Raw genomic sequence first — 13,693 nt, 5'->3', positions numbered from 1 at the left:
CCTCCTTAATATATTTCTTCGTTACTAGTTACCTTTTTAACTATTTCTGATGTAACATCATAACTATAACCTTTAGATAGTAAAAATCTATATAATTTTTGCGATAATTTATAATTATCCTGTTCTCTTTTTATAAGTAAATTATATTTTTTTAATGCTAGTGAATATGCTACTTCTCTTTCTGCATTTTCATCAATGTTAGAAATTTGATTTTTTATTAAGTCTTCACTTATACCTTTTCTAATAAGATCATATTTTATCTTATTTGCTCCATGATTTTTAATTTTATCATTAACATACATTCTAGCGTAATTTTCATCATTTATAAAATTATATTCTTTTAAGAATTCAATTGTTCTATTTATAGTATTTTCATCATAACCCTTTAAAGTTAATTTATCTATAATTTCTTTTTTAGTCTTATAATTTTTTTCAACTATTCTTAAAGCGGAATTCTTACACTTCATATAATCATCTTCTAGTGCTACTTTTTTAATTTTATCTATATCAATGCTTTGCTTTACTTTTAGTCCTTCTTTATATACAAGCTCTGCACTTAATGAAAAAGCATAATCTTCATTTATATATATATTTACCCTATCTTTATTTTTCTTTTGCACCTCAATTTTTGTTATAACATTCATAATTATTCCCACCTTATTATGATTTTAAAATATGAATTGTAGGGTTTTCTAAAACTTTATTTGCTACCTTATATATTTTATTTATATCTAGTTCATTTAATCTATCCATATCTTTAACAAATTCATATAAATCTTCTTTATCTAAAGCTTGATGTAACATATAGTTACAAAGTTCTGCTGGATCTTCAAGAGTTGTTATTACTGCTGTCTTATGAATTTTTTTCATAAGAGTTAAATCTCTCTCTCCGATTTCTATATTTCCATTTTTAACGCCTAAAATAGTCTCATCAATAGCTTCTAAAGCATTATCTATATCATCTTCGCTTACTGCTGTATATATAGAAAAAGTTTTTACTCCTTTTGTCATATCTAAATTAGTATATATGTCATAAGCAAGTCCTCTTTTCTCTCTTACCTCCCTAAATAATAAGGAATTTGCACTTTCACCTAATCTATGATTTAAAATCCTAAAAGGTAATTCAAGATTTCTATCTAAACCATAAAAAGTATATAAATATACTATAGTACTTTGCTCTATATTCTTTTTATTTGTTATTTTTTTTACTTTTTTATTTTTTTCTTCTATTACGGTTATTTTTTCAATATCCCCTGTTTTCCATTTGCCAAAGGTTTTTTTCACTTCTAAAAGAGCCTCTTCATGCTCAAAGGATGATACTATTGTAACTACCGAATTATTAGCTACATAATGTTTGTTATAAAAATTCACTAAATTATCTCTATTATAACTTTTAACTGTCTTTTCTAACCCTGCAATATCATAACGTAAAGGACTTTTATTAAAAGCAACTTCATTTGCTCTTTTAAAACTAAAATCTTCTATATCATCTTTACTAGTTCTTATTTCTGCTAATATTACGCCTCTTTCCTTTTCAATTTCTTCTTCACTAAATGTTGATGATATTATCATATCTCCTAATAGTTCTATTCCATTTTTTATTTCTTCTTCTAAACAACTTATGGTATATACAGTAACTGCATAATCTGTGTATGCATTATATTCTCCACCTAAAAATTCCAGTTCCTCATTAACCTCTTCATTATTTCTATTTTTAGTTCCTTTAAAAAGCATGTGTTCAATGAAATGGGATATCCCCTTTTCATTTTCTCTTTCATAAAGAGCTCCTATTTTTATTCCTACATTTATCGCTGCTATTTTTGTATCCTTTTTTATGGTAATTACCTCTAAACCATTATCTAAAAAATGTCTTTTAACATCAAAATTCAGTTTTAACATATATCTTTGCACCTATTCCCTTACTCTTTAACTAATATTATGATTATATATTATTTCTTATACTTTATAAACAGATTTCTCTTTATAAAATTTTTGTTTATATATAAATAACTTTAACTATTTACTATCTTATAGATAATATTACTTTTAATGACTCTTTACCCTTTTTACTTTGAGATTTATAATGATAATATCTACACTTATAGGAGGATAGTATGATTAAAAACATTTTAATTGTTGAAGATGAATTAAGAATTAGATTTTTACTTAGAGATTATTTCCTTAAGGAAGGATTTCACATAATAGAGGCTAGTGATGGTGATGAAGGTATTCAAGCTTTTTCTAATAATAAAATAGATTTGGTAATTTTAGATATAATGATGCCTAAAATTGATGGTATAACAGTTTTAGAAACTATACGTGAAGCTTCTAATGTTCCTGTAATACTTCTTACTGCTAAGGGTGAAGAAGAAGATAAACTATTTGGATATGAAATGGGTGCTGATGACTATATAACAAAACCTTTCTCCCCTAAAGTTCTTATAGCAAAAGTTAAAGCATTACTAAAAAGAACTTCTGAAGTTGAAGATACTATCAATAAGGATTTTAATGGTTTAATAATAAATAAACTATCACATGAAGTTAAAATAGATGGTAATATAATAAATCTTTCACCTAAAGAATTTGAGCTTATTACTTATCTTGCTGATAACGAAGGTATAGCACTATCTAGAGATAATATTTTAGATCATGTTTGGGGCCTTGATTATTATGGTGATATTAGAACTGTTGATACTAATATTAAAAGACTTAGAGAAAAACTAGGTGATAAATCTAATTTTATAGTTACTGTTAGAGGAAGTGGTTATCGTTTTGAAGCAAAAAATGAATAAAAGTATTTCAAAAAAACTATTTACTATTACTTTTGGTTTAATCATTGTAGTTATATTTTCTAGTGTACTCTTTCAAGTAATGTTTTTTGAACAATACTACTTAAAACATAAAACTCGAGATTTAGGTAATGAAGTTAATAAGTTTAAAGAAATGTATTCTTTCCAAATATATAGTGACGAAACTTTAAATTCTGCTTTAGCTAGATATGAGCAAGAAAACAACTCTAGAATTGCTATATTTTCTGTAAATGGTGATCTTAGCTATTTATCTGATTATAGAAAGGGAATAGATGATTTACAAACATTAACTCAATTTTGTTCTGAACTTCTTAATAATAAAGAATTAATTTATGATGTTTTATCTTCAGGAAAAACTAAATCTACCGTATTTGAAAATAAAAGTAGTGGACTAAAAAAAATAGGAATTATTTCTCCTATGTCATTAAAATATAAAAATGATTCTATTATTATATCTGTTTCTTCAATTCAACCTATTCAAGAAGCAGCATTAGTAATAAAAGATTTTTATAAATATCTTGCTATTGGATTTATTATAATTGGAATAATTTTATCTTCAATTTATGCAAACTTAATTACTAAGCCACTTCTTAAAATAAATAAAGTAGCTAAAAAGATGTCTTCCATGGATTTTAGTGCTAAATGTACAGTTAACTCTGATGATGAAATTGGTAATCTTGGAAAAACTCTAAATTTCTTATCTTCAAATCTTAATAGTGCATTAGAGGATTTAAAACAAAAAAATCTTCAATTAGAAAAGGATATAGAAAAGGAAAGAAAATTAGAGACTCTAAGAAAAGACTTTGTAGCTGGTGTTTCTCATGAACTAAAAACTCCTATTGGAATTATAGCTGGCTATGCAGAAGGTTTAAAAGATGGTGTTGCAACTGGAGAAAATGCTTTAATTTATTTAGATACTATAATAGACGAATCTAAAAAAATGAGTCAACTAGTTTCCAATATGTTAGAGCTTTCTAGGTTAGAGTCTGATACTATTGAACTCAACTTTGAAGAGTTTAATATAATAAGATTAATCCAAAAGACAATAAAAAAATTATCCTTAGACTTTAATTCTAAATCTATAGAAGTTATTTTCAATAATAAACTTGAATATGCCTATGTACTTGGTGATGTATTTCAATTAGAGCATGTTATAACTAATTTATTGACTAATGCATTTAAATATAGTCCAAATAATGAAAGAGTTATAATTTCCATTATTGAAGATACAGAAAAAAATAAGTATTTTATTTCTATTGAAAATACAGGTTGCCATATTCCTGAAGATGAACTTGAAAATATTTATACTAAATTCTATAGATTAGATAAATCACGAAATAGATCTGATAATAGTAATGGATTAGGTCTTGCTATAGTTAAAAGGATACTTTTAAATCATAAAAGTGAGTATTTTATAAAAAATACAGATTTTGGTGTTAAATTCTCTTTTTCTCTTGATAAAGCTAAAGATATTCTATAAAAAAGTAGTAGTAGATTTAAAAGTTTAAATCTACTACTTGCTTTTTACCCTTCCACATAATTAATATTCTCTACCTTCTTTATATTTTTGCACTCTGGACACATAACTAAACTATTTTTTCCTGTACTATTTAAAATATGTCCACACTTATTACATTGAAAAGATAAATTATTATTTTTCATAAACCATACCACTCCTATTTCTCTTTTTATCAAAAATTAAATACTTATATATTTTATCACACTTTTAAAATTTGTATACCATTTTATATCTTTTTTTCCTTAATTAGTATAAATTTTATATATTTATTTTAATTGTAATCATTTTCTGTCCTTTGCTTAACCACTTTCCAGAAGTTAATTTAATTCCAATTGCTCCTATAGGTGCAGTTATTAAAACACTTAAAATTGCTATAGCTTGCATTATTTCTCCTCCTACTACACCCATTTGAAGTGGAATTCCTGCTTTTGCTGATTGTACTGTTGCTTTAGGTAAATAAGCTATAATACAAAAAAGTTTTTCTTTTTTATTAAGATTGGTTCCTAAAAGCGAAATTAATACTCCTATAGACCTAATGCTTAAAGAAAAAATTAATAGAACTATCCCAATAACAAAAAACTCTCCTACTAAACTTGGATTTATAGCCATTCCAACAAATGCAAATAAATATATTTTCCCTATAGACCATATTTTATTCATTACCTTAATTATATCCCTTGATACTTCTTCCACATAATTTCTTAAGAAAAAGCCATAAATCATTATTGTAAGTAGCGAATTAAATAATTGAATTTCAAACTTTTTTTCTATTACCCTCATTGCAATACATAAAGCATAGGCAAATAAAACCTTTATAGATTTTCTATTTATGTACTTTAATAAATATGTTGTTATTTTAGCCAAAAACCATCCTATAAAAATACTTAATCCTATAGTAATTGGAATCATGCTTATTTGTTTCATTATAGAAATATTTTTCCCATCTAGGCCTTGTACATATACACCTAAAAATGTTGTAAATAATGTAATTGCTATTGTATCATCAGCAGAAGCACCTACTAATAACATTTGAGGAATAGCTTTATCTTCACCAAGTTTTCTATCAATTAATGAAATCATAGATGGAACTAACACAGCTGGACTTACAGCTGCAATTATAAAACCTAAAATAGCTCCTTGTATGAAAGTAAAATCTAATAAATACGTAGATAAAAATGCTATTGTAAGTCCCTCTAAAGTAGCTGGAATTATACTTAACAAAATAGCTGGTCTTCCTATTTCTTTCATTTGACTTAAACTTATTCCAAGACCTCCTATAAAAAGAACAGTTACTAATGCAATATCTTTTATAATAGGAGAAATATTTATTACCTCCACAGGTACTAAATTTAAAAATGTTGGCCCTATAACCATCCCTATTATCATCATTCCTATTAATGATGGTAGCTTTATTTTTTCTACTAATTTTCCACTATAAGATGCTAATACTCCAATAATTATTAAACTTAAAATTGAAATTAAAAATGTCATATATTTATCTCCTTCTATTGTATTATTTTATCTAAAAAAAATAGACTCCTACCCTTTTTAAAAAGAGTAGGAGTCATTAGCTTCTTAAGCATTTAATGGTGAACTCCATCACCTATATAATATTTATATATTGTACTATATATTTTTTCTATTGTAAATACTAAATAATTTACATCAATTGATGTATAAATATTGTTGCTAATCCTAGGAAGAAGAAAAATCCTAAAACATCTGTAAATGTAGTAACAAATACTGATGAAGCTAAAGCTGGATCCACCTTAAGTTTCTTTAATATAATTGGAACTAAGAAACCTGAAATAGTTGCAACAATCATATTTAAAAGCATAGCTATACCTATTACAACTCCAAATATAATTTTTCCTTCCCAGAAATAACCTAAAATTGCAATTATCAATCCTATAACTAAACCTGTAACTGCACCCACACCTATCTCTTTAAATAATACACGCTTTACATTTTTATAATTTAATTCTCCAAGGGCTAATCCTCTAACTATAATTGTTAATGTTTGAGTTCCTGCATTTCCACCCATTCCTGCAACTATAGGCATAAATGTTGCAAGTGAAACTACTTTTTCAATAGTTCCTTCAAATATTCCTACTATTGATGATGCTAAAATAGCAGTTAAAAGATTTATAAAAAGCCATGGTAATCTACTCTTTATAGATTCCTCCAAAGTTCCGTTAATCTTTTCTCCTTCTGCAACTCCACCAAGACGATGTATATCTTCTGTATTTTCATCCCTTAAAATTTGCATTACATCATCTACTGTTATTATTCCTAAAAGTCTATTAAAGCTATCTACAACTGGCATTGTTAAATAACCATACTTTTCAAATCTATGTCCTACTTCCTCCTTATCCATATTATAAGGAATACTCTCTAAATTTTCTTGTACTATATCTGAAATTAAAGTATCAAAATTGCTTGTAGCTATATCCTTTAAAGAAACTACACCTTTTAACTTATCTAAAGAATTTATTACATATAAATCATATATATTTTCTGTATCCTTAGCTGTTAATTGTAAATATTTAAAAGTTTCTCTTACTGTCATATTTTCTTTTATTGATATAAATTCAGTAGCCATTATACCTGCAGCTGTATCAGGATCGTAACTTAGAAGTTGACGTACCATCCTTGCGTCTTCATCAGTCATTTTAGCTAAAATTTTATTCGCTTGACTCTCATCTAATATTCCAAGCAAATCTGTTAATTCATCTGATGACATTGCTTCAACTATATTTTTTTGCTTATTTTCTGAAAACTCCATAAGTATGTCATATTTTTCTTCTGCATCAGCTTCATCTATAATAGCTGCTATAAATTTTTCTGATAATCTATTTAATATATCTTTTCTCTCTTCTATATCTTCTCTTAATATATCTAATATATCTACAGGATGTATTTCTTCTATATAGTTCATAATTTTATCTTGAGGTGCATGTAATAAAAATCTTCTTAACTCGTCTTTACTCATTTCTAATTTCATAATTTTCCTCCCTTAATTTAGGGATAATAAATTATACATGGTATAAATAGATTCTCCCCAATAATTATTAAAATCCAAATTTCTCTCCAGATACGAGTCCATTAATACCATCTCCTTTTTCTTTAAAAATTAAAAAAGACTTTTTGCTCTACACAAAAAGTCTTATACAATCCTTCTATTTCGTAGAGCTTTAGCACTATAGAGCGTAGACAATCGTCAGTTACATTAAAAATCACCTTCGCGATGATTTCTGTTAACCCATTGGAATCTCTAGATTTTTCTGGGTAGCAACGTATTTCTTTATAGGAGCCTCACCTAACAAATTCTATATTTCATTGACTAACTAATATTACATTAGTAAAACTCATCTGTCAATATAAATTTATTTTAATCCTTTTAAAAGTTCTGCAAACGGATTATTTATATCCTCTTCTGCATCTTTTTTCATTTTTTTCATTATATTATTAACTTCTCTTTTATTCATTTTATCTGATTTTTTATCAAATCTTTTATTAAATACTGATGCTTTTTCTCTAAAAGTACAATTATTATTTGGACATACATATATTTGACCTTCACCATGCCCTCTAAGCTCTAACTTCTTCTTGCATTCAGGACATCTTGCATTAGTATTTCTACTTACACTTTCTCTATATCCACACTCTCTATCTTGGCAAACATTCATTATTCCATTTTTCCCTTTAACTTCAAGAAGATATTTACCACAATTAGGACATTTCTTTCCTGTCTTATTATCATGAACAAATTTACTATTAGCTGATTTTACGTCATTAACAAGAGTGATTGAATAATTTCTCATTTCTTTCATAAAATCATTTGAGTTTGATTTACCTTTACTTATTTCATCTAATCTTTTTTCCCATTTAGCAGTTAATAATGGAGATTTTAAATCCCTTGGAACTAATTCTATAAGTTGCTTTCCTTTTGAAGTTGGATATATATCCTTTCCTTTCTTTTCTATAACAAAGGAATTAAATAACTTTTCTATAATATCAGCTCTTGTTGCAACCGTTCCAAGTCCACCTGTTTCGTTTAATGTTTTAGCTGAGGCTTTATCTACATTAACATACTTTTGTGGATTTTCCATTGCTGAAAGTAATGTAGCTTCATTAAATCTAGCTGGTGGCGTTGTAAAGTTCTTTTTGACTTCTATATTTTTAATCTTTAAAACTTCTCCTTTATTTATAACAGGAAGAGTTTGTTCTTTTATATCATCTGAAGATTCATCTTCAGCTACTTTATCGTAAAGCTTTTTCCATCCCTTATCCTTTTCTATTTTTCCTTTAGCTAGAAGTCTTTCTCCGTTTACTTCTCCTTCTAAAGTAGTTTCTATATAAATATATGCTGACATAAGATGACTTAAAAATCTTTTTACTACTAAATCATAAACTTTTCTTTCATCTGAACTTAAAAGAGCTAAGTTTCCTCTTTCTTCCGTTGGAATTATAGCGTGGTGATCAGATACTTTTGAATTATCTACAAAACTCTTGTTTCCTTTAATATCTTTTCTTAAAAGATTTTCACAAATTGCTCTATATTCTCCAATACCTACTGCTTTTATTCTATCTTTTAAAGTTCCTACTATATCTGTAGTTATATATCTTGAATCTGTTCTTGGATATGTTAAAACCTTATAATTTTCATATAATCTTTGCATTACATTTAAAGTTTGTTTTGCAGAAAATCCCCAAAGTCTATTACAGTCTCTTTGAAGTTCTGTTAAATCATAAAGTGGTTTAGGATAAGCTTTTTTATCCTTACTATTAACATTTACTATATTTATATTTGAACCTTTAAGTTTATTTTCAACCTTTTTACTAAATTCTAAGTCAAAAATTCTTCCATTATTATCTTTATTAACCCAAGTAAAATTACACTTATCTGACTTTGCATTTATAGTATGATATTCTTTAGGTTTAAAGCTCTTTATTTCTTCTTCTCTTTCTACTATCATTGCTAAAGTTGGTGATTGTACTCTTCCTGCTGAAAGTTGTGCATTATATTTACATGTTAACGCTCTTGTTACATTAAGACCAACAATCCAATCTGCTTCTGCTCTACATACTGCTGCTTTATAAAGATTTTCATAGGCTTTTCCTGGCTTTAAATTATTAAATCCATCTAAAATAGCTTTATTAGTTTGAGATGATATCCATAATCTCTTAATTGGCTTTTTACATCCTATCTTTTCTATAATCCAACGTGCTACAAGTTCCCCTTCTCTTCCAGCATCTGTTGCTATAATTATTTCATCTACATCTCCTCTAGTCATAACCTTTTTTACTTCATTAAATTGCTTTCCTGTCTTTTTAAGAACTGTTAATTTCATATATTTAGGCAACATAGGTAACGTATCCATACTCCAAGTTTTATACTTATTATCATATCCTTCTGGATCTTGAAGACCTACTAAATGACCTAATGCCCATGTTATTATATATTTATTTCCTTCAATATATGAACCTTTATTTTGATTACACTTTAAAACCTTAGCAATATCTCTACCTACACTTGGTTTTTCTGCTAAAACTAATATTTTTCCCATTATAAATTCCTTCCTTCTCTTAACGTCTATACTTCATAGTACTATGTAAAAGTTATTTAATCAACTTTTCTAATTAAAATAAAAAGCTATAGACCTATTAAAGATCTATAGCTTTTACTAATTGGTTATATCTTCTAATTTATTTTTTATTTCATTTAACTTATTAGTATCAATTTTTTCTTTATCTAACTTAGATGTTACTTCTTCAATTGATTTTTTTAAATCATCAACTTCACTTTTTATATTGCTATCTATTTTCCCATCTTTTTGTACTTTTTCTTTTAAAGTATCAATGTTATTAGTTATGTTATTTATGTTAGCTTCAATTTTTTCTTTATCATTAAAAGTTTTTAATTTATCTACACTTTTTTTTGTATCTTTCAACGTACTCTTTAATTCATCAATATCATCAATATTTATAATATCTTTAGTTTCATTTTGATTTTCATTAAGTTTATTTTTAATTTCTTCTTTTTTTTCAGATATTTTTTTACTATCTATTACTTCATTTACCTTTTCAAATATAGCTGCATCACTTGATGCTTCTTCTTTTTTAGGCTTTTCCTCTGGTGCATTTATAGGGCCTGAACAAGAAATTAATGTTATTGAAACCATAGCTATTATTATAGAGCTAAGTACTCCTTTTATTCTTTTCATTAAGTTAATCCCCCTAATCTTTATGTAATAGAATTATTATACTCCCTAAAAATAAATATTCAATATTAAAATATCCTATTATATCTTATTTTTAGGCAATGTAAATGTTACGATTAATAAAATTCTCTTTTATTCTCATTTTTAAGACATTTATTATCTAGGTTTTGCATATTCTTGTTGTAATTTTTTTATATAATTTAATGAATCTATAAAATCTTCTCCCTCTTCTAAATTAATATATAATAAACAAGAAATGGAGTCTCCTTTTTCACTTATTCTAGTAGCAATTCTAAAATGATCTTCCAATTTTTTAACTTCTAATTTATATATTAAATCTAAATGTACAGTTTCATTATTTATTTTTACATTTATATTATTATCTTCAACCTCTATGCTTACATCTTTTTCTGTTTTTCCTTCTGATATGCTTCCAAACTTAGTAAAAGTAAAGGATGATCCATTATAATCAAATCTGTTACTTTCCTTTAAATTATCTAAAATATATTCCCAATCATCTCTTGATTTTTTAAACTCCTCTTCATCATAAAAATGATATTTTCCTAGATAATCTATAATATATTTTCTAAAAATTTTATTATTTATATTTTCTTGCTCCATATAATATCCTCCATACTATAAAACTTTATACTAAATAGTATCTCTGAAATAATATATTATATTTATTTTTAAAATTTAAAAGCTATAAATCCAAGTAATAAAACCCAAATTTATAGCTATCTATCTTAATCTATATCATCTATGTCATCATTATTATCTAAACCTAATTCTTTTTCTATTAAATCTTCAATATCCTCAATACCTAATTTATTTTCAATTATATCTTCTAATTCATCATATGTTCTCCACTCATTATCTTTTATTCCTAATCTATCTTTTATTTCTTCTAATGCTTTTCTTTCCATTTCATCTTCTAACTTATCATCTATATCGTCTGAATAACTTTTGTTTTCTATTTCTTTTCTAAAATCATTATTTGATAAAGCATTTACTCCTACTGTTCCTCCACCAATAATTATTGTACCTAAAATTAAAGCTATTAATCCTTTTTTCATAATATTATTCCTCCTAATTTTTCATGTTACTAACTTTCAATATATAATACCTATATGAAAATAAATTTAGGTACCTTTTTATATATTTTTATAAAAAAAACAGGAAATAAATTTTATTTCCTGTCTAAAGTTATTAATCTAAATCATCATTTTCATTATGTTCTAAATCATCATTATTATCATCAACGTCGTTTTTATCTTCTAATTCATCTTTAAGCTCTTCTTCAATATCACTATTCCAGAATATATACTTATCTTTATTTTTTATTGCATTTAATATTTCTTCTACAGATAGATTTTCTATCATATCTTCTAACTTATCATCATGAAAATCTAAAGATGCTTCATATCTTCCTAAAGATATACCTTTATTATCAGCATTATTTATACTATTGCTATCTCCTTTTAAAAAGGCAATCTTATTATCATTAAAGTTATTTTTTATAATCATTTTTACTTTATCTTCATATTCTATATCATCAGAATTACTATTAAAAGCAAATCCAAAGAGTATTGTTTTATTTTTAGAAATATAATTCTTTTCTATTAATTTATGTTTTATTTCTAGCATCCCATCATTTATATTTTTACCTTTTATATCTTTAAAATCAATAATTTTTCCGTCATCATTAATACCCTTTACTTCAATTATATTTTAATTTTTATCTAACTTTAAATCGATACTTGGATTAACATCTAAACTAACTACAGCATATAAATCTGTAGGTTTAAAGTTTAAATATAATAAAATAGCTACCATAAATAACGCGGCAATACTTAAAATTTTTTTATATCCATAATTTTTAATATCTATAATATCTTCCTTTAAAAAAATTATCTTATCTCCAACATTAATACCATCTTTGTATTTAATTTTTATAATACTTCCATCATCCTTCATAACTATAGCAGTATTATTCTTTATCTCCATTACAAGTCCTTTAAACATAAATATCCTCCTATCCTTTTATCCATAATTTTAGATTTCTAAAATTTTTATAATAAATAATCACTACTGTAGTAATAAACTTCTTACTTCTTTTTATTACTTTTTCTGTTACAGTAAATCGTAAGGATATTTTTTTTATTAGTAACCTCTTTTTTCTTCACTATTTTCTAAAGATACATATCTTCCTGTTGTCTCTGATATAGCCTTAATAATAAAAGGCATATATTCCTCTATTAATTGATTAATATTCCCTTTATAGTCCTTCCCCAAGTCTTTTTCTACATTATGTATCATTGTAATATATCCACCTTTTTATTTATCAATATAATATACATATACAATTATACTTTTAGGGACTATTTTTATATTAATCCCCCATCAATTCTTATTATTTGACCAGTTAAATAATTACATTGGTCATTACATAAAAATATTACTGCTTTAGCTATTTCTGATGTTTTTCCAAATCTACCTGAAGGTATTTCTTCTTCTAATTCTTTTTTTTCATCTACCCCTAAAAAAGAATTCATATCTGTATCAATAACTCCTGGTGCTATAGCATTTACTCTAACTCCCATAGGTGCAACTTCTTTAGCTAAAGCTTTAGTAAATAAATTTATTCCACCTTTAGTTGTTGAATAAACTACTTCACAAGATGCTCCAACTTCTCCCCACATAGATGAGATATTTATTATATTTCCTTGGCCTCTTCTTATCATATGTGGAAGTGCATGTTTACTTAAATACATTGCTCCTAGAAGATTAGTTCCTATTAAATTATTTATATCTTCAAAAGACGAATCCATGAATAATCCGATAGTTGATCTACCTGCATTATTTACAACTATATCTATCTTTCCAAAACTCTCAATAATTTGGTCTATTATGTTTCTAGCTGTTTCAAAAGAAGATATATCACCTTTTAAAAGTTTTCCATATCCACCTTTTGCTATTATTTCTGCTAATGTTACCTCTGCTCCATTATCATCCTTTGAATAATTTATTATAACTGAAGCTCCTTCTTTTGCTAATTCAATAGCTATTGCTTTACCTATCCCTCTTGAAGCCCCAGTAACTAAAGCCACTTTTCCTTGTAAGTTTCCCATTTTTTTCTC

Annotated in this window: 15 protein-coding genes and 2 riboswitches; of the genes, 2 read left to right on the top strand and 13 right to left on the bottom strand. The window is 25.9% G+C overall.

The genetic code is table 11. From position 1 onward, the window contains the following. Positions 1–5: 5 nt before the first annotated feature. Positions 6–644, bottom strand: a complete 639-nt coding sequence (gene recX, locus BTM21_RS04375) for a recombination regulator RecX (protein WP_079481440.1) — start codon at positions 642–644, stop codon at positions 6–8. Between the two features lie 16 nt (positions 645–660). Continuing rightward, positions 661–1,899 carry a M16 family metallopeptidase gene (locus BTM21_RS04370; protein WP_021875933.1) on the bottom strand — a complete coding sequence of 413 codons (1,239 nt, stop codon included), beginning with the start codon at positions 1,897–1,899 and terminating at the stop codon, positions 661–663. A 215-nt stretch (positions 1,900–2,114) separates the two neighbouring features. Between BTM21_RS04370 and BTM21_RS04365 the strand changes: the two genes are divergently transcribed. Continuing rightward, positions 2,115–2,792: a response regulator transcription factor gene (locus BTM21_RS04365; protein ID WP_021875934.1), complete on the top strand. Its 678-nt coding sequence runs from the start codon at positions 2,115–2,117 to the stop codon at positions 2,790–2,792. Beyond that, the gene (locus BTM21_RS04360) at positions 2,785–4,290 is read left to right on the top strand and encodes a HAMP domain-containing sensor histidine kinase (protein ID WP_079481847.1); all 1,506 of its coding nucleotides are present in this window, start codon (positions 2,785–2,787) and stop codon (positions 4,288–4,290) included. The genes BTM21_RS04365 and BTM21_RS04360 overlap by 8 nt, the downstream gene beginning before the upstream one ends. 44 nt (positions 4,291–4,334) lie before the next feature. Here the strand turns inward: BTM21_RS04360 and BTM21_RS13655 are convergent, their stop codons facing one another. From BTM21_RS13655 to ymfI, 11 genes are all read right to left on the bottom strand, one after another. Further along, a complete protein-coding gene (locus BTM21_RS13655; protein WP_161493098.1) occupies positions 4,335–4,472 on the bottom strand; it encodes a hypothetical protein in 138 nt (45 codons plus the stop codon). Positions 4,473–4,587: 115 nt separating this feature from the next. Further along, positions 4,588–5,820 (bottom strand): cation:proton antiporter, encoded by a 1,233-nt coding sequence (locus tag BTM21_RS04355; RefSeq protein WP_021875937.1) that lies wholly within the window; start codon positions 5,818–5,820, stop codon positions 4,588–4,590. A 60-nt stretch (positions 5,821–5,880) separates the two neighbouring features. Then, positions 5,881–5,942: riboswitch (Fluoride riboswitch) on the bottom strand. Between the two features lie 47 nt (positions 5,943–5,989). Beyond that, entirely contained in the window at positions 5,990–7,333 is a 1,344-nt protein-coding gene (mgtE, locus tag BTM21_RS04350; protein ID WP_021875938.1) for a magnesium transporter, read from the bottom strand. A gap of 168 nt (positions 7,334–7,501) precedes the next feature. Beyond that, positions 7,502–7,663: riboswitch (M-box (ykoK) riboswitch) on the bottom strand. A gap of 52 nt (positions 7,664–7,715) precedes the next feature. Next, positions 7,716–9,899: a DNA topoisomerase III gene (locus BTM21_RS04345; protein ID WP_021875939.1), complete on the bottom strand. Its 2,184-nt coding sequence runs from the start codon at positions 9,897–9,899 to the stop codon at positions 7,716–7,718. Between the two features lie 117 nt (positions 9,900–10,016). Next, complete coding sequence (locus tag BTM21_RS04340; protein WP_021875940.1) at positions 10,017–10,556, bottom strand: AAA family ATPase; 540 nt, start codon at positions 10,554–10,556, stop codon at positions 10,017–10,019. A gap of 153 nt (positions 10,557–10,709) precedes the next feature. Then, positions 10,710–11,174, bottom strand: coding sequence for a hypothetical protein (locus tag BTM21_RS04335; protein WP_021875941.1), 465 nt, complete (start codon positions 11,172–11,174; stop codon positions 10,710–10,712). A 125-nt stretch (positions 11,175–11,299) separates the two neighbouring features. Next, positions 11,300–11,629: a hypothetical protein gene (locus BTM21_RS04330; RefSeq protein ID WP_021875942.1), complete on the bottom strand. Its 330-nt coding sequence runs from the start codon at positions 11,627–11,629 to the stop codon at positions 11,300–11,302. A 133-nt stretch (positions 11,630–11,762) separates the two neighbouring features. Further along, positions 11,763–12,278, bottom strand: a complete 516-nt coding sequence (locus BTM21_RS04325; RefSeq protein WP_423236782.1) for an anti-sigma-I factor RsgI family protein — start codon at positions 12,276–12,278, stop codon at positions 11,763–11,765. A gap of 6 nt (positions 12,279–12,284) precedes the next feature. Further along, positions 12,285–12,578, bottom strand: a complete 294-nt coding sequence (locus tag BTM21_RS04320; RefSeq protein WP_021875944.1) for an anti-sigma factor domain-containing protein — start codon at positions 12,576–12,578, stop codon at positions 12,285–12,287. Positions 12,579–12,716: 138 nt separating this feature from the next. Continuing rightward, the gene (locus BTM21_RS13910) at positions 12,717–12,872 is read right to left on the bottom strand and encodes a hypothetical protein (RefSeq protein WP_021875945.1); all 156 of its coding nucleotides are present in this window, start codon (positions 12,870–12,872) and stop codon (positions 12,717–12,719) included. Positions 12,873–12,940: 68 nt separating this feature from the next. Beyond that, a complete protein-coding gene (gene ymfI, locus BTM21_RS04310; protein ID WP_021875946.1) occupies positions 12,941–13,684 on the bottom strand; it encodes an elongation factor P 5-aminopentanone reductase in 744 nt (247 codons plus the stop codon). Positions 13,685–13,693 lie beyond the last annotated feature (9 nt).

The sequence above is a fragment of the Clostridium chauvoei genome, from assembly GCF_002327185.1.
Taxonomy (GTDB): Bacteria; Bacillota; Clostridia; order Clostridiales; family Clostridiaceae; genus Clostridium; species Clostridium chauvoei.
Note: the sequence above shows the minus strand (reverse complement) of the source record. Positions and strands in the feature narration are given on the sequence as shown.

Bases quoted from the DNA above. Each gene is read 5' to 3' on its own strand.
- recX (WP_079481440.1), bottom strand. From the start codon at position 644: ATGAATGTTATAACAAAAATTGAGGTGCAAAAGAAAAATAAAGATAGG.
- BTM21_RS04370 (WP_021875933.1), bottom strand. From the start codon at position 1,899: ATGTTAAAACTGAATTTTGATGTTAAAAGACATTTTTTAGATAATGGT.
- BTM21_RS04355 (WP_021875937.1), bottom strand. From the start codon at position 5,820: ATGACATTTTTAATTTCAATTTTAAGTTTAATAATTATTGGAGTATTA.
- ymfI (WP_021875946.1), bottom strand. From the start codon at position 13,684: ATGGGAAACTTACAAGGAAAAGTGGCTTTAGTTACTGGGGCTTCAAGA.
- BTM21_RS13655 (WP_161493098.1), bottom strand. From the start codon at position 4,472: ATGAAAAATAATAATTTATCTTTTCAATGTAATAAGTGTGGACATATT.
- BTM21_RS04330 (WP_021875942.1), bottom strand. From the start codon at position 11,629: ATGAAAAAAGGATTAATAGCTTTAATTTTAGGTACAATAATTATTGGT.
- mgtE (WP_021875938.1), bottom strand. From the start codon at position 7,333: ATGAAATTAGAAATGAGTAAAGACGAGTTAAGAAGATTTTTATTACAT.
- BTM21_RS04360 (WP_079481847.1), top strand. From the start codon at position 2,785: ATGAATAAAAGTATTTCAAAAAAACTATTTACTATTACTTTTGGTTTA.
- BTM21_RS04365 (WP_021875934.1), top strand. From the start codon at position 2,115: ATGATTAAAAACATTTTAATTGTTGAAGATGAATTAAGAATTAGATTT.
- BTM21_RS04345 (WP_021875939.1), bottom strand. From the start codon at position 9,899: ATGGGAAAAATATTAGTTTTAGCAGAAAAACCAAGTGTAGGTAGAGAT.
- BTM21_RS13910 (WP_021875945.1), bottom strand. From the start codon at position 12,872: ATGATACATAATGTAGAAAAAGACTTGGGGAAGGACTATAAAGGGAAT.
- BTM21_RS04320 (WP_021875944.1), bottom strand. From the start codon at position 12,578: ATGTTTAAAGGACTTGTAATGGAGATAAAGAATAATACTGCTATAGTT.
- BTM21_RS04335 (WP_021875941.1), bottom strand. From the start codon at position 11,174: ATGGAGCAAGAAAATATAAATAATAAAATTTTTAGAAAATATATTATA.
- BTM21_RS04340 (WP_021875940.1), bottom strand. From the start codon at position 10,556: ATGAAAAGAATAAAAGGAGTACTTAGCTCTATAATAATAGCTATGGTT.